14 protein-coding genes, 1 tRNA gene and 3 pseudogenes are annotated in these 17072 nt (G+C 62.6%); 7 read left to right on the forward strand and 11 right to left on the reverse strand.

Annotation, left to right across the window (positions count from 1 at the left end):
• From EOA32_RS18380 to EOA32_RS18390, 3 genes are all read right to left on the reverse strand, one after another.
• Positions 1-828 (reverse strand): MoxR family ATPase (locus EOA32_RS18380; protein WP_128372500.1); only part of this gene is annotated, 828 nt, incomplete at its 3' end.
• Complete coding sequence (locus tag EOA32_RS18385) at positions 815-2026, reverse strand: hypothetical protein (protein ID WP_095783211.1); 1212 nt, start codon at positions 2024-2026, stop codon at positions 815-817. The genes EOA32_RS18380 and EOA32_RS18385, both read right to left, overlap by 14 nt.
• Entirely contained in the window at positions 2023-2655 is a 633-nt protein-coding gene (locus tag EOA32_RS18390; protein ID WP_067000982.1) for a DUF4129 domain-containing protein, read from the reverse strand. Before EOA32_RS18390 ends, EOA32_RS18385 begins: the two co-directional genes overlap by 4 nt.
• Before the next feature lie 59 nt (positions 2656-2714).
• On the opposite strand from EOA32_RS18390, the gene EOA32_RS18395 reads away from it, so the two are divergent.
• Positions 2715-3599, forward strand: coding sequence for a hypothetical protein (locus EOA32_RS18395; RefSeq protein WP_245499317.1), 885 nt, complete (start codon positions 2715-2717; stop codon positions 3597-3599).
• Between the two features lie 254 nt (positions 3600-3853).
• Positions 3854-4636 (forward strand): hypothetical protein, encoded by a 783-nt coding sequence (locus EOA32_RS18400; protein ID WP_067000573.1) that lies wholly within the window; start codon positions 3854-3856, stop codon positions 4634-4636.
• A gap of 45 nt (positions 4637-4681) precedes the next feature.
• Here the strand turns inward: EOA32_RS18400 and EOA32_RS18405 are convergent.
• The 5 genes and pseudogenes from EOA32_RS18405 to EOA32_RS18425 form a co-directional block, all read right to left on the reverse strand.
• Positions 4682-4909 (reverse strand): annotated as a pseudogene (locus EOA32_RS18405) (hypothetical protein); the annotation flags it as partial.
• A 17-nt stretch (positions 4910-4926) separates the two neighbouring features.
• Positions 4927-6567 carry an ABC transporter substrate-binding protein gene (locus EOA32_RS18410; protein WP_128372501.1) on the reverse strand — a complete coding sequence of 547 codons (1641 nt, stop codon included), beginning with the start codon at positions 6565-6567 and terminating at the stop codon, positions 4927-4929.
• Positions 6568-6839: 272 nt separating this feature from the next.
• Positions 6840-7517: an isochorismatase family protein gene (locus EOA32_RS18415; protein ID WP_128372502.1), complete on the reverse strand. Its 678-nt coding sequence runs from the start codon at positions 7515-7517 to the stop codon at positions 6840-6842.
• Between the two features lie 322 nt (positions 7518-7839).
• Positions 7840-9135, reverse strand: a complete 1296-nt coding sequence (locus EOA32_RS18420) for a Xaa-Pro peptidase family protein (RefSeq protein WP_095831438.1) — start codon at positions 9133-9135, stop codon at positions 7840-7842.
• 163 nt (positions 9136-9298) lie between these two features.
• Positions 9299-10195 (reverse strand): GlxA family transcriptional regulator, encoded by an 897-nt coding sequence (locus tag EOA32_RS18425; protein ID WP_245499318.1) that lies wholly within the window; start codon positions 10193-10195, stop codon positions 9299-9301.
• Between the two features lie 191 nt (positions 10196-10386).
• On the opposite strand from EOA32_RS18425, the gene EOA32_RS18430 reads away from it, so the two are divergent.
• On the forward strand, positions 10387-10884 hold the full coding sequence (locus tag EOA32_RS18430) for a GAF domain-containing protein (RefSeq protein WP_128372503.1): 498 nt from the start codon (positions 10387-10389) through the stop codon (positions 10882-10884).
• Between the two features lie 122 nt (positions 10885-11006).
• Positions 11007-12439 (forward strand): annotated as a pseudogene (locus EOA32_RS18435) (aldehyde dehydrogenase family protein).
• Between the two features lie 109 nt (positions 12440-12548).
• Here EOA32_RS18435 and EOA32_RS18440 read toward each other — a convergent pair.
• The gene (locus tag EOA32_RS18440; protein ID WP_067329916.1) at positions 12549-12782 is read right to left on the reverse strand and encodes a hypothetical protein; all 234 of its coding nucleotides are present in this window, start codon (positions 12780-12782) and stop codon (positions 12549-12551) included.
• Positions 12783-13282: 500 nt separating this feature from the next.
• Positions 13283-13355, reverse strand: a tRNA-OTHER gene (locus tag EOA32_RS38260).
• Positions 13356-14137: 782 nt separating this feature from the next.
• On the opposite strand from EOA32_RS38260, the gene EOA32_RS18445 reads away from it, so the two are divergent.
• The gene (locus EOA32_RS18445) at positions 14138-14602 is read left to right on the forward strand and encodes a hypothetical protein (RefSeq protein ID WP_095778605.1); all 465 of its coding nucleotides are present in this window, start codon (positions 14138-14140) and stop codon (positions 14600-14602) included.
• A 13-nt stretch (positions 14603-14615) separates the two neighbouring features.
• On the forward strand, positions 14616-15164 hold the full coding sequence (locus EOA32_RS18450) for a metallophosphoesterase (RefSeq protein WP_245299705.1): 549 nt from the start codon (positions 14616-14618) through the stop codon (positions 15162-15164).
• 282 nt (positions 15165-15446) lie between these two features.
• On the opposite strand, the gene EOA32_RS18460 is transcribed toward EOA32_RS18450, so the two are convergent.
• Entirely contained in the window at positions 15447-16340 is an 894-nt protein-coding gene (locus tag EOA32_RS18460) for a lipid kinase (RefSeq protein WP_095778606.1), read from the reverse strand.
• A 470-nt stretch (positions 16341-16810) separates the two neighbouring features.
• Here EOA32_RS18460 and EOA32_RS18465 point away from each other — a divergent pair.
• Positions 16811-17072: pseudogene (locus EOA32_RS18465) on the forward strand (histidine kinase); the annotation flags it as partial.

Below are 17072 nucleotides of genomic sequence, written 5' to 3' on the forward strand. Positions count from 1 at the left end.
GTCGGGGATGACATAGTTGCGGCCGTCGAGCGCGGCCCGGGCTCGCGCCGCGCGCGCCAGCATGGCGCCGGCGCGGGGACTGGCGCCGACCTCCAGATCCGGGCTTTTGCGCGTGCCGCGCACGAGGGCAGCGATGTAGCCGACGACGTCGTCGACCAGCGTGACGGCGCCCACTGTGGCAAGCGCCGCCTCCAGCGTCTTGCGGTCGGTCTGCGCCTTGATGCCGTATTGCTCGATATTGTGCGAGGCGGAGCCGCCGCCGTGGTGGATGATGATGGCACGTTCTTCCTGCGCGTCCGGATAGCTGACCCGGTGCTTGAACAGGAAGCGGTCGAGCTGGGCCTCGGGGAGCGGATAGACGCCTTGATGCTCGATCGGGTTCTGCGTCGCCACCACCATGAAGTTCTTGCCGAGCGAATGGGTCGTGCCGTCGAATGTGACCGCGTGCTCCTGCATGGCTTCGAGCAGTGCAGCCTGCGTCTTCGGCGGCGTGCGGTTGATCTCGTCGGCAAGCAGCAGATCGCAGAAAATCGGGCCGCGCGTCAGCGTGAACTGGCCGGTCTGGAAATTGTAGATGTTGGCGCCGACGATGTCGCCGGGCATCAGGTCGGGCGTGAACTGGATGCGCCCATAGGCGACGCCGAGCGCCTGCGCGAAGCAGCGCGCGGTCATGGTCTTTGCGGTACCGGGCGGACCTTCGAGCAATATATGGCCGCCGGCGAACAGCGCCGTCAGCATCAGATCGACCGTGTCGCGCTGCCCGGTGATCGCTTTAGCCACTTCTTCCCTGATCGCGCTCGCCAGGGCTTTCACTTCATCGACGTTCACCGAGCCTCCTTGCCGTCCAGTCATGCAGCTCTTCCGCTGCTTCATGCATTGCGGCCAATGTGTTGGAACCGTTCGCAGCCTTGAACCGCACGGTGAAGCCGTTCGCTTCATTTTTGTCGCGGGAATCCAGCCAGCGGTCCAGCGCTTCACCCTGCAGCCCGTGCGGCGCGCCAAGCAGCGCAGCGGCGCGCTGGCGCATCAGCGCGGCATAGCGGTCGCCGAGTTCCTGCAGCCGTCCTGCCCGCTTCAGGAGCATTGCCGTGGTGTCGACCAGCGCCTGCTTACCGAAGGCGATGGCGCGACCCTCCGTGCGCGGCGGCCCGAAGCGACCGAGCCCGTGCAGGAAGGCGAGGGCAGCCGCCACCAGCACCGACAGCGTCAGCGCCAGGAAGGGCGGTTCGACCAGGAGCTTGCCGAGATCGTAGTTCTGGCCGATGCCGTGAAGCGTCAGGTCGAACATAACCGCGCCCTTGGCGGGCTCCAGCATGGCGATCATGTCGAGCGCCGCCGCCGCCTTTTGCGGATCCTTCAGCGCCGCGTTGTTGATGAGATCGGGATCCGTCAGGATGTAGAAGGGTTCGCTGTCGAGTTCGGTGAGAACAGCCTTGCCGTCACCCGCCGCAATCAGCGGATGATTGTCGGCGACCCATTGCAACTCCTCGGGCACGGCGATCTTGCGCCCCTCTACATCGATCCGATCGACCGATGGCTTGCCGTCGCCGAGCTTGGCCTTGGCGAGGCGACCGAGCCAGTCGTTGACCGCCGTTGCGGGCAGCCGCTCGACTTTCGTCTCCCAGCCCTCCTGGCCCGGCTGCGGAAAGGTGACCCATTTGGGCAGCACGAAAAGCGTGTGCTTGCCCAAGCGGAGCTTGATGATGCGCTGAAGCGCCGCCGGGTCGCTGTTGGGCGCGATGGTGACGATCAGCAGGAATGTGGATGCCAGGGGAGATTGCAGATCCTTCTCCCCGCGCGCCATGGGCGGCGCCTGCCCGTTGGTGAGCTTCAGCCATTCCACGAGCCCTGCATAGCCGGTGCCGCCCTTGGAGAGCGGTGTTGCGCCGCCCTGGGGCTGACGAAAGTCCGGAGCGTAGGTCGAGAGCAGGAAGAATCCGGCGGCCGCGAGCAGGCTGGCGAAGATGCCCCAGAACAGCGTCCTGCGGCTGAACGGCTCTTGTGCCTCTGTCGCCTCCGCGCTCATGCCCAGGCATCCCGGAAGGCAAAGCGCTCATAGGCGCCGCGCGCCTGCTGCCAGCCCTCGGCGCCGACCGGCCGGCGAGCGAACAAGGCGGCCTCGACGATGCGCGCGATCTCACTGAAGGCAGCGCGGGGGCGGGACGGGATGGAACCTGCGGCGGCGATGTCGCGCGCGGTCAGCGACGGGCGCAGGAAGTCGGGCAGGCGGCTGGCGATGTCGGCAACGCTGCGCCGGAGCAGCAGATGCACCGCCTCGTCATAGTCGCCGCGGGCGGCGAGCGCATCGGCTTCGGAGAGCAGGATCTGAGCCGCGCCGGCATCCGGGCGCCATTCCTCCTGCGCCTCAGCCTCCTTGCTCAGGCGCCGCCACGGCAGCCGCCAGGCGATGCCCTTCGCCTCGAGCACGAGCAGGAACACGATGATTGCGACGCCGATGATCACAGCGCCCCAGAACAGATAGATCATGTAAGGGCCTAGCTTTGCCAGGGCTTCCAGAAAAGGCTTCAGCCATTCCGGCGGCTCCGGCCGCACCAGCCCCGGCAGGTCAAACTGGATCGAATCGTCAGCCAGCAGCTGCTTGTGCATCTTGGCCAGCCATTCGGCGTCCGCTGTGGCCGGCTGTGCCGCTGTCACCAACTCGCTCCCCTGCTACCCACGGGTTCGACACTGGCAATACCGCAGGACAATTGCAAGTGATTGGACGCGTCTCGTCAATACTGGCAGATTTGCTTTGGGGCGATAGGCTGGCGTGGAGCGGCCAAGCAGGGGAGGGCGTCATGACTTCAGCCGCGTTGGTACGGCAGGAGAAGTATCAGATCGGCCGAGTGTTCAACAACAGTTTCTCCGTGATCGGTCGTAATATTGTACTCTGCGTTGGTCTTGCGGCGCTGTTTTCAGGACTACCGCAACTGGTCACCCAGCTCGTGCCACAACTGGTCACCCAGCACGTGGGTCTGAATTCCCATACTGGAAATCCGGCGAATTTCGCCGCGGCTATCACGAACCACAAGCTCGGCTTCATCATTGGAACTGCGGTCATTGCAATACTTTATCTCGCCTTTGCGGTTCTGTTGCAGTCGAGCCTCGTCCGGGTGGCGATCGAGGACATGAACGGCAAGAAGCCGACTTTCGGCGATTCCATCGCAACAGCGATCCGCTTCCTGTTGCCCACGGTCGCCATAGGTCTGCTTGTAGCGCTCGGCGTGAGCGCGGCCTCGATTGCCTTGCTGGTGCCTGGGATTATCCTCGGGCTCGGCTGGTCGGTGGCAATACCGGTGCTCATTCAGGAGCGCTTGGGCGTCTTCGGCTCGATGTCGCGCAGCCGCGCCCTGACCAAAGGCAGCCGCTGGGCTCTGTTTGGCCTTTTCGTGATCCTGGTCATCATGGGGCTTGTGATGCAATCCATCACCGGAGTGGTCGTTTATCTATTCCATGGCATCGTCGCCGCCGTCGTGGCCGCCATGGTCCAGAGCATCGGCTCGATGGTGGGTTCCGTCGCAGCCGCGGTCAGCTATGTCGAACTGCGCCAGGTCAAGGAAGGCACCGGCGTCGATGAACTGGCGGAGATATTCTCGTAGTCTGGGATGCTGGCGAGGCCGGCCGAAGTGCTGGTGAGCGGCAGCCCCCGCTGAGAGCCTGCCTGTCCTGCAAAATCGCCATCCTGGCCTCAAATCAGAGCGCGACCGTGAGCTTTTGCTGCAGTCGGCGGTTCTGGCTGACACCGGGAATACCCGAAACAATTGCAAGTCCACTGGACGGGGCCCGCCGTTCTTGGCAGATTTACTTTGAAGTTGCCGAATTGGATTCGGCGGCGGCTCGGGGGAAAGCTATCATGACCACTGCGACATTGGGACGACCAGGCAGATTCGAAATCGGCAGGGTGTTTAACAGCACTTTTGCCGTCATCACGCGCAACATAGGACTCTGCGTCGGGCTTGGGCTTTTGTTTGCCGGCCTGCCGACGCTGCTCATCAGGTTATGGACCCAACCGCAGATGGAAGCGGTGATGAATGGCGATCCAAGTGCCATGGCGGATCCGAACGCGGTGCTGCGCAACTCCTATCTCAGCATCCTCGCGGGATTGATTTCCTTCGTCTTCACGCTGCTGCTCCAGTCGTCGCTGGTGCGGGCAACAATCGAGGATCTGAACGGAAGGCGGCCATCCTTCGGCGACAGCGTGCAGATTGCCATCCGCTTCCTGTTGCCGACGCTCGCGATCGGCCTGCTCGTCGGCATCGGCTCTGCGCTTGCGATGATCGCGCTGATCGTTCCCGGCATCATCCTGTGGCTCGGCTGGTCAATGTCGGTTCCCGTTCTCATCCAGGAGCGGTTGGGCGTATTCGGCTCGATGTCGCGCAGCCGAGCGCTGACCAAAGGCAATCGCTGGTCGCTGTTCGGCCTCTTCCTCATCCTGGTCATCATCGCGATGGTCATCCAGTGGGGGATCCTGGTGGTGCTGCTTCTCTTCGGCGGGATCCTCGCCGAACTGGGAGCCGCCGTGGTGCAGGCCGTCGTCTCGATGGTGCTCTCCGTCGCCACCGCGGTCAGCTATGTCGAACTGCGCCAAGTCAAGGAAGGCACCAGCGTCGACGAATTGGCGAAAATCTTCTCTTAGCAACGGCCGGGCCGCCTTCAACTTTGAGGGCGGCCGCCCGCTGTCTCAACGACAACAGCAGTGGTCCGCCTGCACGCTAGTGCGGCAGAGGCATGACGATGTGATCGGCACGTCCGCCTTGGTCAGCGCCAAAGCAAGTTTCGCCTGCAAGCCCGGCAGATCCTCGCTCTCGCGGCGCCGCTTCAGGCATTCGATCAGCCCGTGCAGCGCCCAGACATTGTCCGGATGCTGGGCGCAGCGCTGCACGGCGCCGCTGAGGCCCAGATCGTCGCGATCGGTCCTGGGAGGAATCAGGACTCCAGCCAAACCGTCTCGAAATGCTGCTCGAGCGCCTGGTGCTGCTCGCAGCCATGCACGCCCTTGCGGTAGGTGCGGTAGACCGAGCGCCAGTAGGGCTGGATGATGATGCCGGAGTCGCGCAAATTCTGCTCGATCTTGGCCATGATCTCCTTGCGCTGGGCGGCGTCCGGCGTCGCAAGTGCTTTATCGAGAAGCTCGTCGAACTCCTTGTTCGAATAAGCGCTTTCGTTCCAGGCCGCGCCCGATTTATAGGCCAGCGCCAGCACCTGGACGCCGAGCGGGCGGCCGAGCCATTCGGTGCAGGAGTAGGGGAACTTGCTCCAGTCGTTCCAGAAGGTGGCAGCCGGCAGCACGGTGCGCTTGATCTTGAGGCCGGCCTCGCGGATCTGGGCGGCGATCGCGTCGGCGGTGCTCTTTTGCCATTCGATGTCGACCGAGATCAGCTCGTATTCGTGGTCGGCCTTGCCGGATTCGGCCAACAGCTTCTTCGCCGCGTCGACATCGCGCTTGGCCGGGCCGATATCGGCGAATTCGGGATGCATCGGTCCGATATGGTGGTTATCGGCGGGCTTGCCCCTGCCGTCGAGGCCGAGCTTCAGCACGGCCGCATTGTCGACGGCAAGCTGGGCAGCACGGCGCACCTTGACGTCGTCATAGGGCGCGTTGCCGACATTGAAGCGCGCGACGATGGTCGAGCCGGTCGCGATCTCGGAATTTTCGAGCCCCATCTGCTCGGTCTGCGACACGGCGTCCGAGGCGGTCTCGTGGTCGGTGTCGATCTCGCCGGATTCGAAGGCCGACAGCATGGCATTGGGATCGGAGCCGTAGTCGACCCACTCGATGCCGTCGAGATAGAACTCGCCCTTCCACCACGGCTTGTCCTTGCGCTTCACCTCCGCACCGGTCTCGGCGTCCCAACTCACCAACTCGCACGGGCCGGTGGTGATGGCCAAAGCCTTCTTCGGATCGGCATCGCCTTCATAGGAGCGGTGCATGATCAGCGCCGGATAGTCGGCCATGCCGGCGATCAGAGAGATGTCGGGTTTGGGCAGGTTGAGCTTGACGGTGTAGTCGTCGACCTTCTGGATACCGCCGTCGACCGGCTTCTTGGTATCGGCATTGACGAGCGCGCCCATGCGCGCGGCGACCGAATTGCCGGCGACCGAGGCATCGCACCAGCGGTTGAGGTTGTGGATCACGTCGTCGGCGTTGAAAGTGTCGCCGTTGGACCAGGTGATGCCTTTGCGCACGTGAAGCGTGATCGTCTTGGCGTCGTCGCTGGTCTCCCAGTTTTCGAGCAGCCAGGGCTCGAAGGTGAAGTCGGTTTTCCAGCGCACCAGATATTCGTTGCAGTGACGCGCGACATTCGACATCTCGACGCCATCGAAAGTGCGCGGATCCTTGAAGCCCTTCACGTTCATGGCGACGCGCAGGACCCCGCCGCGCTTCGGCTCCTCGGCCCGAGCGGGCGAGGGAGTAAGGCCGCCCAGCGCCAGCGCGCCGGCGGCGCTGACGCCCAAGCCGGCCATAAGCGCCAGATACTCGCGCCGGCTGATCGCGCCCTTCTTGAAATCCTCCGCGGTCGGCTTTGCCCGTGGGTGCAGTTTTCTGTCGGTCAGCATGAATTTCATTGTCGTTCCCTCTATTGTTGGTGCAGGTCGCCCGCGCGGCGGTTTTTGGCGGCGACGACCTGCACCAAACCCAACGGGCGCCCCGATTGCCGTCAGGCGCGGAGGCGGATACGGCCGCCGCGCGCCTTTGCCTGCGAGGAGATCATAGGTCCGCTTTCCGCGGCGGAATGTTTGGTTTTCCGCAATTCTTGTGCGCTGTTCCGCAGGCTAAAGTTGGCTGACGCGCATAATTGCTGCGCCTCGCCGGGCGGCTGGGTCTCCGGTCTTCGCGGTCAGAGCTCTGCGTAAAGTTGCGCCGCATTCTCGAAGGTGAAGCGCAGCGGCACCGATCCCTCGACCTGCCACACGCTCACCGTGTCGCCTGCCATCAGCCGGCAGGCGTCGAGCGTGTTGGTGACCGCTCCGCCATAGAGGCGGTTGGCGAGGTTGAGGATGCCGGTCTGGTGCATGGCGCTGCTGCCGCTGCCGCAGGCGTCCTTGACCAGCAGCACGCGAAAACCGCGCGTCACCGCATCCTTCACTGTGGCGTCGATGCAGGCTTCGGTCCACACGCCGGCAATCACCAACCATTCGATTCCGGCCGCTTTGAGCTTGTCGCCAAAATCGTTCTTGCCGAAGACGCTCGCTTCCTGCTTGAGCAACATGGCTTCGCCCTTTTGCGGCGCCACTTCATGGCAGATCGCCGTCAGCGGATCGTCCTTGTCGGAGAAGGCCGACTTGCCGCTCTCGTCGAGCGGATGGAACGGCCGCGCCTCGGAGAGGTCGACAATATAGGCCCAATGATAGAGCGGCACGAAATTGCGCCGCGCCGCCTGCTGCAGGCGTTGGACATTGGCGAGGATGTCGGCAAAGCCTTCGACCAGATAGCGCTTGTCCTTGCGATGCTCCTCCTGGAGATCGATGAACACCGCGGCCACCGTGCCGCGCCGGATGGAAATGGGGGATTTCATGCGGATGCTCTCGAAGGGGTGCCGCGGCGCGTCGGAATGTGCCGCAGCGTATCAGCTTCGTCATTCCAGCGCGAAGCAGCCGCGAAGCGGCGTCGCGAAGACCCTGGAATCCATTCCGTTACCTTGATCGAAGAGTGCGGCCTAACAGAATTCTGCGCCGTTGCGGCGCTCCGACGTAACGGATTGGATCCTAGGGTCTGCGCCGCGTCGCTTCGCTCCTTGCTTCGCCCTGGGATGACGAGGACATGAGTGCTGCGGCCAGTCTCGAACGCCTGCGATAACGAATGGGCGGCGCCAACAGAGCGCATCGGCATCAAACCGCTCATTCCAGAAACTCATCCTCATAAGGGAAGCGCGAGAGAAGCTCGGTGCCGGTTTCGGTGATCAGGACCTCGTCCTCCAGCTTGACGCCTTCGCGGCCGCCCTTCTCGCCGATATAGCTTTCGACGCTCACCACCATGCCGGGTTGGATGATGCCGTCGCGGCCGTATGTCTCGTAATCCATCGCGTGGGCGATGAAGGGCGTCTCGCCATGCATGCCGACGCCGTGCATGACCGAGGTGTAGCGCTGGTCGACGAAGCGATCCGGGATTTTCCAAGCCTTCTCGGCGATCTCGCGGAAGGCCATGCCGGGTTTCACGATGGAAATGTTGTGCTGCACCTGGTCATGCGCCATGCGATAGAGCGATTTCTGGTAGGGCGTCGGCTTGCCCGGGCCGCACCGGAAGGTGCGCGAGAAGTCGGAATAATAGCCGTAGCAGCCGATCGTGTCGGTATCGAGCGCGACCAGCTCGCCCGGCCTGATCTTGCGGCCGCTCGCCTCGTTGAACCACGGATTGGTGCGCTGTCCTGACGTCAGCAGCCGGGTCTCGATGAACTCGCCGCCCTGGCGGATCACCTCGTGATACATAATGGCGAAGAGCTCGTTTTCGGAAACGCCGGGCTTGATCGCCTCCCGGACGGCGGCCACCGCGGCTTCAGCTCCGGCCATGGAGGCCTGCAGGCATTTCACCTCCTCCGGCGTTTTCACCGCGCGCACGGCAAGAATCTCGCCCTGGCAGTCCTTCACCTCGCAGCCGCGCTTTTCCAGAGCCACCGCCTGCAGATGGCTGCAGCGGTCGAGGCCGAGCTTCATCGAGCCGCCGCCATGCCTCTTCAGAAGCTCGGTGATCTCGTCGGCGAACGGCCCCGCCGTCTCGTCGTCGCGACCGGAGACGGAGGACCAGACGAGCTTGGAAGGACGCGCCTCGTCGATCGTGTCGAGCACCATCGAGACATGGTAGCTCTGCGGATATTCGAACAGCACGATCGGTCCTTCGGTCGGGATGAAGAAGTAGCGGGTCGAATTGCGCAGGAAATAGCCGAACATGTTGCGCGAGCCGGTGGCGTAGCGCTGGTTATAGGGGTCGAACAGCACGACGCCGCCATAGCCCGCCTCGCGCATCCAGGCGCGCAGTTTGGCGAGCCGCCCCTTGCGCAGAGCGTCAGCGTCGATGAAGGACGGCTCGGTGTCGGAGAGCCACATGCCGCCGGCGGGATCGGCCGCGGCCGGATGGCGCATGCGGTCCTTGAAGTCCACATCCTCGGTGCTGTCTGGATCGAAAACGACGATGCTCATGGGTGCCTCCTGTTCCCGCGAACATAGCCGGGCAGGATGCAGAGCTTGTGCGGCATTCCGCAAATGTCGTGCAGGATGCCGCGCGACCGATGTCGTCACTGCAATGTCGGCGGGACAGAGGGGGTGTGTGAAGGAAGTCGGCGTAGTAGCAGCAAAGCGCACCCTAATGCCTTCGCATCGCCTTCGGCGCGTGCCCGTGCTCCTCGCGAAACGCCCGCGCAAAGCTCGACATCGAAGCAAAACCGCAGGCCAGCGCCACATCGCGCACCATCAGCGTCGAATGCGCCAGCAGATCGGCGGCGCGCTTCAGCCTGAGGCGCCGGTAATAGCCGTTCGGCGAGATATCCAGCTCAGCGCGGAAATTGCGCTCGAGCTTGTCGGGCGAGACGCCAAGCCGCTCAGCCAGCTCCGCCATGCCGAGCCGTTCCTCGACCGCGTCCTCCATGATGGCGATCGCCGACAGCACCAGCTCGTTCTGCACCCCGGTGCGGAGGCGCAGCGGCATCAGCTTGCGGTCGACGCTCGACCGCAGGGGAGAGTGCACGAACCATTCCGCGACACCCGCGGCAAGCTCGGCGCCGTAGTCGCGCGTGATGATCTCCAGCATCATGTCGAGGCTGCCGACGCCGCCGGCCGAGGTAAAACGCTTGCGGTCGATGACGAAGAGATCGCGCCTGAGCTCGATGTCGGGAAACGCCTCGGTGAAAGCGGCCTGGCTGGTCCAGTGCAAGGTGCAGGCATGTCCGTCGAGCAGGCCGGCGCGGGCGAGGAAGAACGCTGCATCCGCCACCGCGCCGATATGCGCGCCGCCGCGCAGGCTTTTGCGGATCCAGCTCATCGCCTCGTCGGCTACGACATGGTCGGCATCGCCGCCCGAGCAGACGACGATGCGATCGACCTTCGGTGCGTTGGCGGCCGAGAAGCCGGGCTGGATGATGACGCCGTTGGAGGCTTCGACCGTGCCCTGTTCCGCGCCGACGATCACCCATCGGTAGCAGTCGCGCTTCGCAAGAATGTTGGCGCCGCGCAGCGGCTCGATGACCGAGGAAAACGCCATCATCGGAAAGCCGGGAAAGACCAGCACCGCGAAGGAGAGCGGGGTCTCGCGCGCCTCCGGCTGCGCGCGGTCGCGTTTTCGGTTGGCGAGAATGGCGCTCACGACTTTTGTGTTTCCCGCGCGCAGCATTGGTGGCAGAGAAGGCCAAACTGTAGCGGGCGCTTCAGCGCCCTAGCAACGGAGAAACGACCAGGATGTTTGCGGCAACGGCCATCGACACGAGCAGCAAGCCGGCCTTCTACGATGAGCTGGCCAGGCAATTGAAAGCGCTGCTGGAAGGCGAGCGCGACTCGATCGCCAACGCCGCCAACACCTCGGCGCTCATCTACCAGATGGTGCCCGACCTCAACTGGGCGGGTTTCTATTTCCTTCAATCCGACGAAGAGCTGGTGCTCGGCCCCTTCCAGGGCAAGCCGGCCTGCGTGCGCATAGCGGTCGGCAAGGGCGTCTGCGGCACGGCGGTCGATCTCGACATGTCGATGCTGATCAAGGACGTGCACGATTTTCCCGGCCACATCGCCTGCGATGCCGACTCGCGCTCCGAACTGGTCGTGCTCTTGCGCGACGCCGAAGGCGTGTTCGGCGTGCTCGATCTCGACAGCCCGCTGCCCGGCCGCTTCGACAAGGAAGACCAGGCCGGCATCGAGAAGCTTGCCGCGATCTATGTGGCCGCCAGTTCCTTTGAGGACTGAACTCCTAGCGGACTGCGGTACGGCTACGCCGCTGGTTCAACGACCCTGTCTTGCGTTGCAATACGCGCGTCGTTACCTCTGGCGGAATATGACGCCTACCAGGCGCGCCGAAGGGAGAAGATATGTCGCACAATCTGCAGTTCTATATCGACGGCGCCTGGGTCGATCCGGTGGTGCCGAACAGTTTCGACGTCATCGATCCGTCGAACGAAGACGCCTTCGCGCAGATCTCGCTAGGCACCAAGGCCGATGTCGACAAGGCGGTCGCTCCGCCAGGCGCGCCTTCGCCACTTTCGGCTTCAGTGAAGTCGAGGAGCGCCTCGACATCCTCAACCGCGTCATCGAGGTCTACAAGAAGCGCAGCAAGGACCTTGCGCTCGCCGTCTCGCGCGAGATGGGCGCGCCGCGCCAGATGGCGCTGGACAGCCAGGTCGGCGTCGGCCAGGCGCATCTGGAGAAGATGGCCGAGGTGCTGAAGACCTTCCAGTTTCGCCATGTCAAAGGCTCCTCGCTGATCGTCAAGGAGCCGATCGGCGTCGTCGGCCTGATCACGCCCTGGAACTGGCCGCTCAACCAGATCACCTGCAAGGTCGGCCCGGCGCTCGCCGCCGGCTGCACCATGGTGCTGAAGCCGTCGGAGATTGCGCCGCTCGACGCAATCATCTTCGCAGAGATCATGGACGAGGCCGGTGTGCCGAAGGGCGTCTTCAACTTGGTCAATGGCGACGGCCCAACTGTCGGGCAGGCTTTGGCCAGCCATCCGGATGTCGACATGATGTCCTTCACCGGCTCGACGCGGGCCGGCATCCTCGTCGCCAAGGCGGCCGCCGACACGGTGAAGCGTGTTCATCAGGAGCTCGGCGGTAAATCCGCCAATATCCTGTTCCCCGACGTCGATCTGCAAAGGGCGGTTACCAAGGGCGTGGCCGGCTGCTTCGGCAATAGCGGCCAGTCCTGCAACGCGCCGACCCGCATGTTCGTGCCGCGCGACCGGCATGACGAGGCCGCCGGCTATGCCAGGACGGCGGCGGAGAAATTCACCGTCGGGCCGGCCGACGCGCCGGGAACGAAGCTCGGCCCGGTGGTAAGCCAGCTGCAGTTCGACAAGATTCAAGACCTGATCCAGAGCGGCATCGACGAAGGCGCAACCCTGGTCACCGGCGGCCCCGGCCGTCCGGCCGAGCTCAACCGCGGCTTTTATATCCGCCCGACCGTCTTCGCCAACGTGACGCACGACATGCGCATCGCGCGCGAGGAAATCTTCGGGCCGGTGCTGTCGATCATGCCTTACGACACGGTCGAGCAGGCGATCGAGCTGGCCAACGACACCGTCTTCGGCCTCGCCTCCTACATCCAGGCCAAGGACATCGAGAAGGCGCGCCAGGCCGCGGCCCGCATGCGCTCCGGCAACGTCTATATCAACTATCCGACGTGGGACGCCGGCCTGCCCTTCGGCGGCTACAAGCAGTCCGGCAACGGCCGCGAATATGCCGAATACGGTCTCGAGGATTTTCTGGAGATCAAGGGCATCGCGGGATACGCGGCGGCGGAGTAGGCGGAACAGAGGCCGGCGCAGGCAGATAGAGAAAGGGCGCGATCTCGGCTTCGCCATTTGCCATGAGCCGCTTGCCGCGACAGCCGATCAGCTCTTCCTCGCCGCCTTCTTACCCGCGCCTTGCCTCGATGATGCCCACCATGGCGCGAGTGAATTCGACCACGCTGTTTGCCGTGATGGCAGCATTGTCGGGGCTCTGGCCGATTTGCTCGGCTGCTCCGCAGCACGAGCGGCGGATGAGGTCGTAATGAGCAAGTCTTTCATCGTCCGGCAACGCCGCCAAGTTCAAGGCTCGACGGTGAAGCATGCGCAACAGCTGCGCCAGCGCTGTTTCGACACTCATGCGTTTGGCTCCGCATCGGTCGAACGTCTCGGCACATAAAGTGCCGGATCGTCGATCAGGGGGCGGTTCTCGTCCCCGATCCGGCAAGGCTGCGCCTTAGTCGTTAATACATCGTTGATCGCTAATATGATCGGTGAAGGCTTTGGGCGGATTCCCGGATGCCATCGGATGTGGCGGAGGCAGATCATCCTCCGCGCGGCACGGCTAACGTCCTCGGCATTTCAAAATCTAACGATCGGCAAAATGCACCAGTAAGGATGCTTGGTAAGGGTTGATTCAACCCTTGCTGGTATGTACAAGGTGGCGGCTCCGGCCAGGGGTAGGGTTGCCTGAAAGCCGGAGCCGCCTGCGCGGCCGATGGGTAGTGTCCGCGCTGTCCCAGAATAGGACAGCGCGGTCTACGATTCGTTAATTCGCTAATATATCGTCCTATGGGCGAACCCCGCGGACAGCGATGCCGGCAAACGAAATTTCCCAAGCAATTGAATTCTCACAGTTCTAGCTGCGAATCTGGATTCGAACCAGGACCGGCGGAGTTAAGAGTCCGCTGGTCTACCCGTTCCTATCACCAGCAACGCTGCCAGCTCCCAGAGAAGATCCACCTTGTCTTTGGCCTCTTTCGGGGGCGATGGGATCGAATGGGGATGGCGATGGGGTCGACAGACCGGCCCGACCGTCATCCTGAATGATGATTGCATCGATGCACTTCGTCGCAATGCTCAAGCCCTTTGCCATGGTTAACGAGTCATGGGCCGGCGGGACCTTCATAAAGACTTTGCTAATATTAGAAAGAAGACAAGCCGTTCAGCGGAACAAGCCTCGCTGAACGCAGTTCGGTGCGACGTCGCGTCGGCTATTGCCGTCGCGTTGGGAGACAGCAGCGCAAGCGAACCCGACAGGAAGCCAAGCCTTCGCAAGGCCTCTCGCGAGCTGCCAAGAAATGAGTGGAACATCACCCCTAGGTGCGCAATGACTACCCCCAAACACATTTCAACGTTCGACCTCGATCAGCTGCGCGAAGCCTTCAAGCAATTGACTCGCGAGCAAGGCATCACAGCCGAAGAACGGGACGTATACGCCCAGCTTTTCCTTAAGCAGACCTGCGCCCCAGTCTTAGCGCTCGGCCCTGAACGGCGGCCGGTGCAGCCTTGGAGTTAGCGGCTGGTGTGCCGCATTGGCGGTTGCGGGTTTGACGGCAGCTTCCCGCAAAGTCCGGCGACACAATTGCGCCAAGCCAGGCTTGTCCGTCGAGATCATGGCCCGAACGCCGCTGCAGCTCTGCGATGGATCACCAGATGGTGGGCCGGGGCCCCAGCTGATCTGGACGCCTTATGAAGCGGCGCTAAATCAAGCCGATGCTGGTTGCGTTGAGTATATTCACTTTTCTTTTTTGCACCGCCTCCCTTCAGGCCCAGGACTGGCAGCCGTTTGGGGTCCGGCAACTGGGCTTCACATTCGATGTTCCGCCTGGTTTCGTCCTCACCCAGCATTCGGATCAGGGTGCTGCATTCCAAGGCGAACGAGACGCGTTTCTTGCCGTGTGGGGCGCCAGACTTGGAAGAGCCAGCTTTCGGGCCGAGATCGAGCATCGCATGCTGGAAGACGAAAAGGCTGGCTGGAAGTTGACGTACCGGCGCCTGACCTCGACCTGGGCGAGCTATTCAGGGATCAAAAACGGCGAGATCCGATATGTTCGCGCCATCAGGGTCTGTGATGACCGCGCCGCGCTTTTCACGATCAACTACAGCAGATCGGAGAAAACGCCTTATGATCGGATCATTGTGCGAATGGTAAGATCCTTAAAGGCCGAAGGCTGCTAGCCTTAGGCCCAGGATGGGTTTCGATCTGCATTGCCGGCATGCCCTGATGCTATTTTTTACGAGCGACACGCATTTCAATGATGCCCGCATCTTACGGATTGACCGGCGGCCTTTCGCATCGCTTGCCGAACATGACGAAGCGCTGATCTCTTTCTGGAACGAGACCGTCACGCCTGACGACGAGGTCTGGCATCTTGGCGACTTCGCGCGCCACGGCAAAGCAGGCGGGGAGGCACTTCTGTCGCGCCTCAATGGGCGCAAGAACCTGATCATCGGCAACAATGACCCGGACGAAACGACCGCCGCCGACGGATGGGCCAGTATTCAGCATTACGCGGAACTCAGGTTCAACGGGGTGCTTCTCATCCTGTGCCACTATCCGTTCCGCACCTGGAATCAGATGGGCAAGAAGTCGATCAATTTGCACGGTCACTCGCATGGGAAGCTCAAGCCGCTTCCACGCCAGTATGACGTTGGCGTAGATGCTTGGAACTTTCGGCCGGTCCCGCTGCCAGCATTGATCCAAAAAGGCGGTGCCCGGACGCAGGCTTCGCCAGCTTAAAAAGTAGGTCAGCCGGCCAGCGAGAGCATCAGGGGCGGCCGTTCTTTTGGACCGCGCTAACCGAACACCCGAGTCTTTCATCATCGACGGCGAGATGATCGCGCGGGATCCCGACGGACGGCCGAACTTTCATGCCGTCCATTCGCGCATGACCTGAACGCCGAGCTGCTCACCTTCGTCGCCTTCGACCTTCTCTACTCAACGGCGAGCACATTCGTGCTCTGCCGCTGATCGAGCGCTAGGCGAGGCTCTGGAAACTGATCAAACCGTAAGACGCGGGGCTTACAGGGCGCGATCCGGCGCGAAGACCGAGATCGCCTTTGGGTGAACCTTGAAATGGGCCGGTGTCGACGTGACGATCTCGCCATCGGTGTTGACCGGCATCGCCTTCCGCGTCTCGATGTCGAACTCGACGCACCTGGCCGTGCGCACCTCACGCCATGCGCCATGCGTTCCAGAACGGAAAGAGCGGAGCATCAAAGCCAGCTTCCAGAGGTTCGTCATTTCCAAGCTATAGAGATCGAGATGTCCGTCATCGATTTCGGCCGTTTCTTCCACCACGTTGCCGCCGCCGTAGTGCCGACCGTTTCCAACCGCGATCTGGTAGGTTTCCACCTCGATCGCCGCGCCTTTCTCGGTAATCTTCGCGTGAAACCGCGCGGCCCGGGTCAACACTTTCATCGCCGCCAGCGCATAGCCCAGCCTGCCGAAGCGCTTCTTCAGTGCGGGGTCAAGACCCTGCGCCAGTTCGGTGCTGAGTCCGATACTTGCGACATTGAAAAAGGCATGACCGTTGACCGTCCCGACATCGATCAGTCGGGTTCGGCCTCGCGCGATCACATCGGCGGCCTGCAGGAGATCCATCGGAATGTTGAGCGTACGAGCAAGGTCATTCGCCGTCCCCATAGGAATGATGCCCATCGGCAGGCCGCTTTCCATGATCGCCGTCGCCGCCGAGGACACCGAACCATCGCCACCGCACACGACCACAAGATCGGCCATATGGCGTAAGCGAACGATGTCTCGAGCGATTTCAGGCAACGCCTCGAACATCTCAACGGTGACGGAAAGCCGACCTCGCCCCAGCCGCTCCACAATTGGCGCGAGCATCTCCTGGCCGCGCCGAGCCTTGGGATTGAGGAGCAGCAACGCGCGCCTTTTGGCTGCTTCGCTCATTCAAAGATCGGTCCGACTGATCATGGCTCAACGCAAATAGGGTGGCTGCTTCCGGATTTCGACCGCAAACCGACGCGAAACGTCACACCTGCCCCGCCCATGGCGCGCGGTTTCTAAGCGACGGAGAGCGTAGCGCGCCTGCGGCGTCGGATCATTCGCGGGCAAAAGGTCCACATTGGCTATGGCGAAGCGCTTTCTTGAGAAGGCCCGCCGAGCCGGAAATGACGGCTCTGGTTCCCGCGTGGCTCCTCTGTCCACCTCTCGGCGGGACTCTTTGCAACTCAATGAGTTTCGCTTAGCCGCATTGTCTGGCGCCGATCGGCCTTCGAACTTGACCATGCTCAGCAGTGTTAATCCAAGCTTGTCGTTCGGCAGCTTGCGGCTAAGCTTGCAGTATTGCGGAAGACAGGGAAACAGATTTGCTTCGTCGATCGGTACGAGCCCATCTGCTTGGACTAATCGCAGCGGCCGTGTTGCCGGTCTGGCTGTTTGCTGCCTATCTGTTCGTTGCCTACGCCCTGCATGAGCAGTCTCGTATCGAGCAGGAGGCGCTTTGGATTGCTCGTCAGGTGTCGCTGGTCGTTGATGGCGAACTCGTCAATCTCAAGACCCTTCTGGAAGGGCTCTCCAAGTCGCCTGCTCTCGCCGATGATGATCTTCAGGCTTTTAGCAACGAGGCGAGCCGCCTCGTCCATGGTACGGATCAGGTAATCACGCTGCGTGATCTCGGTG

The organism is Mesorhizobium sp. M1A.F.Ca.ET.072.01.1.1, assembly GCF_004023325.1.
GTDB lineage: Bacteria > Pseudomonadota > Alphaproteobacteria > Rhizobiales > Rhizobiaceae > Mesorhizobium.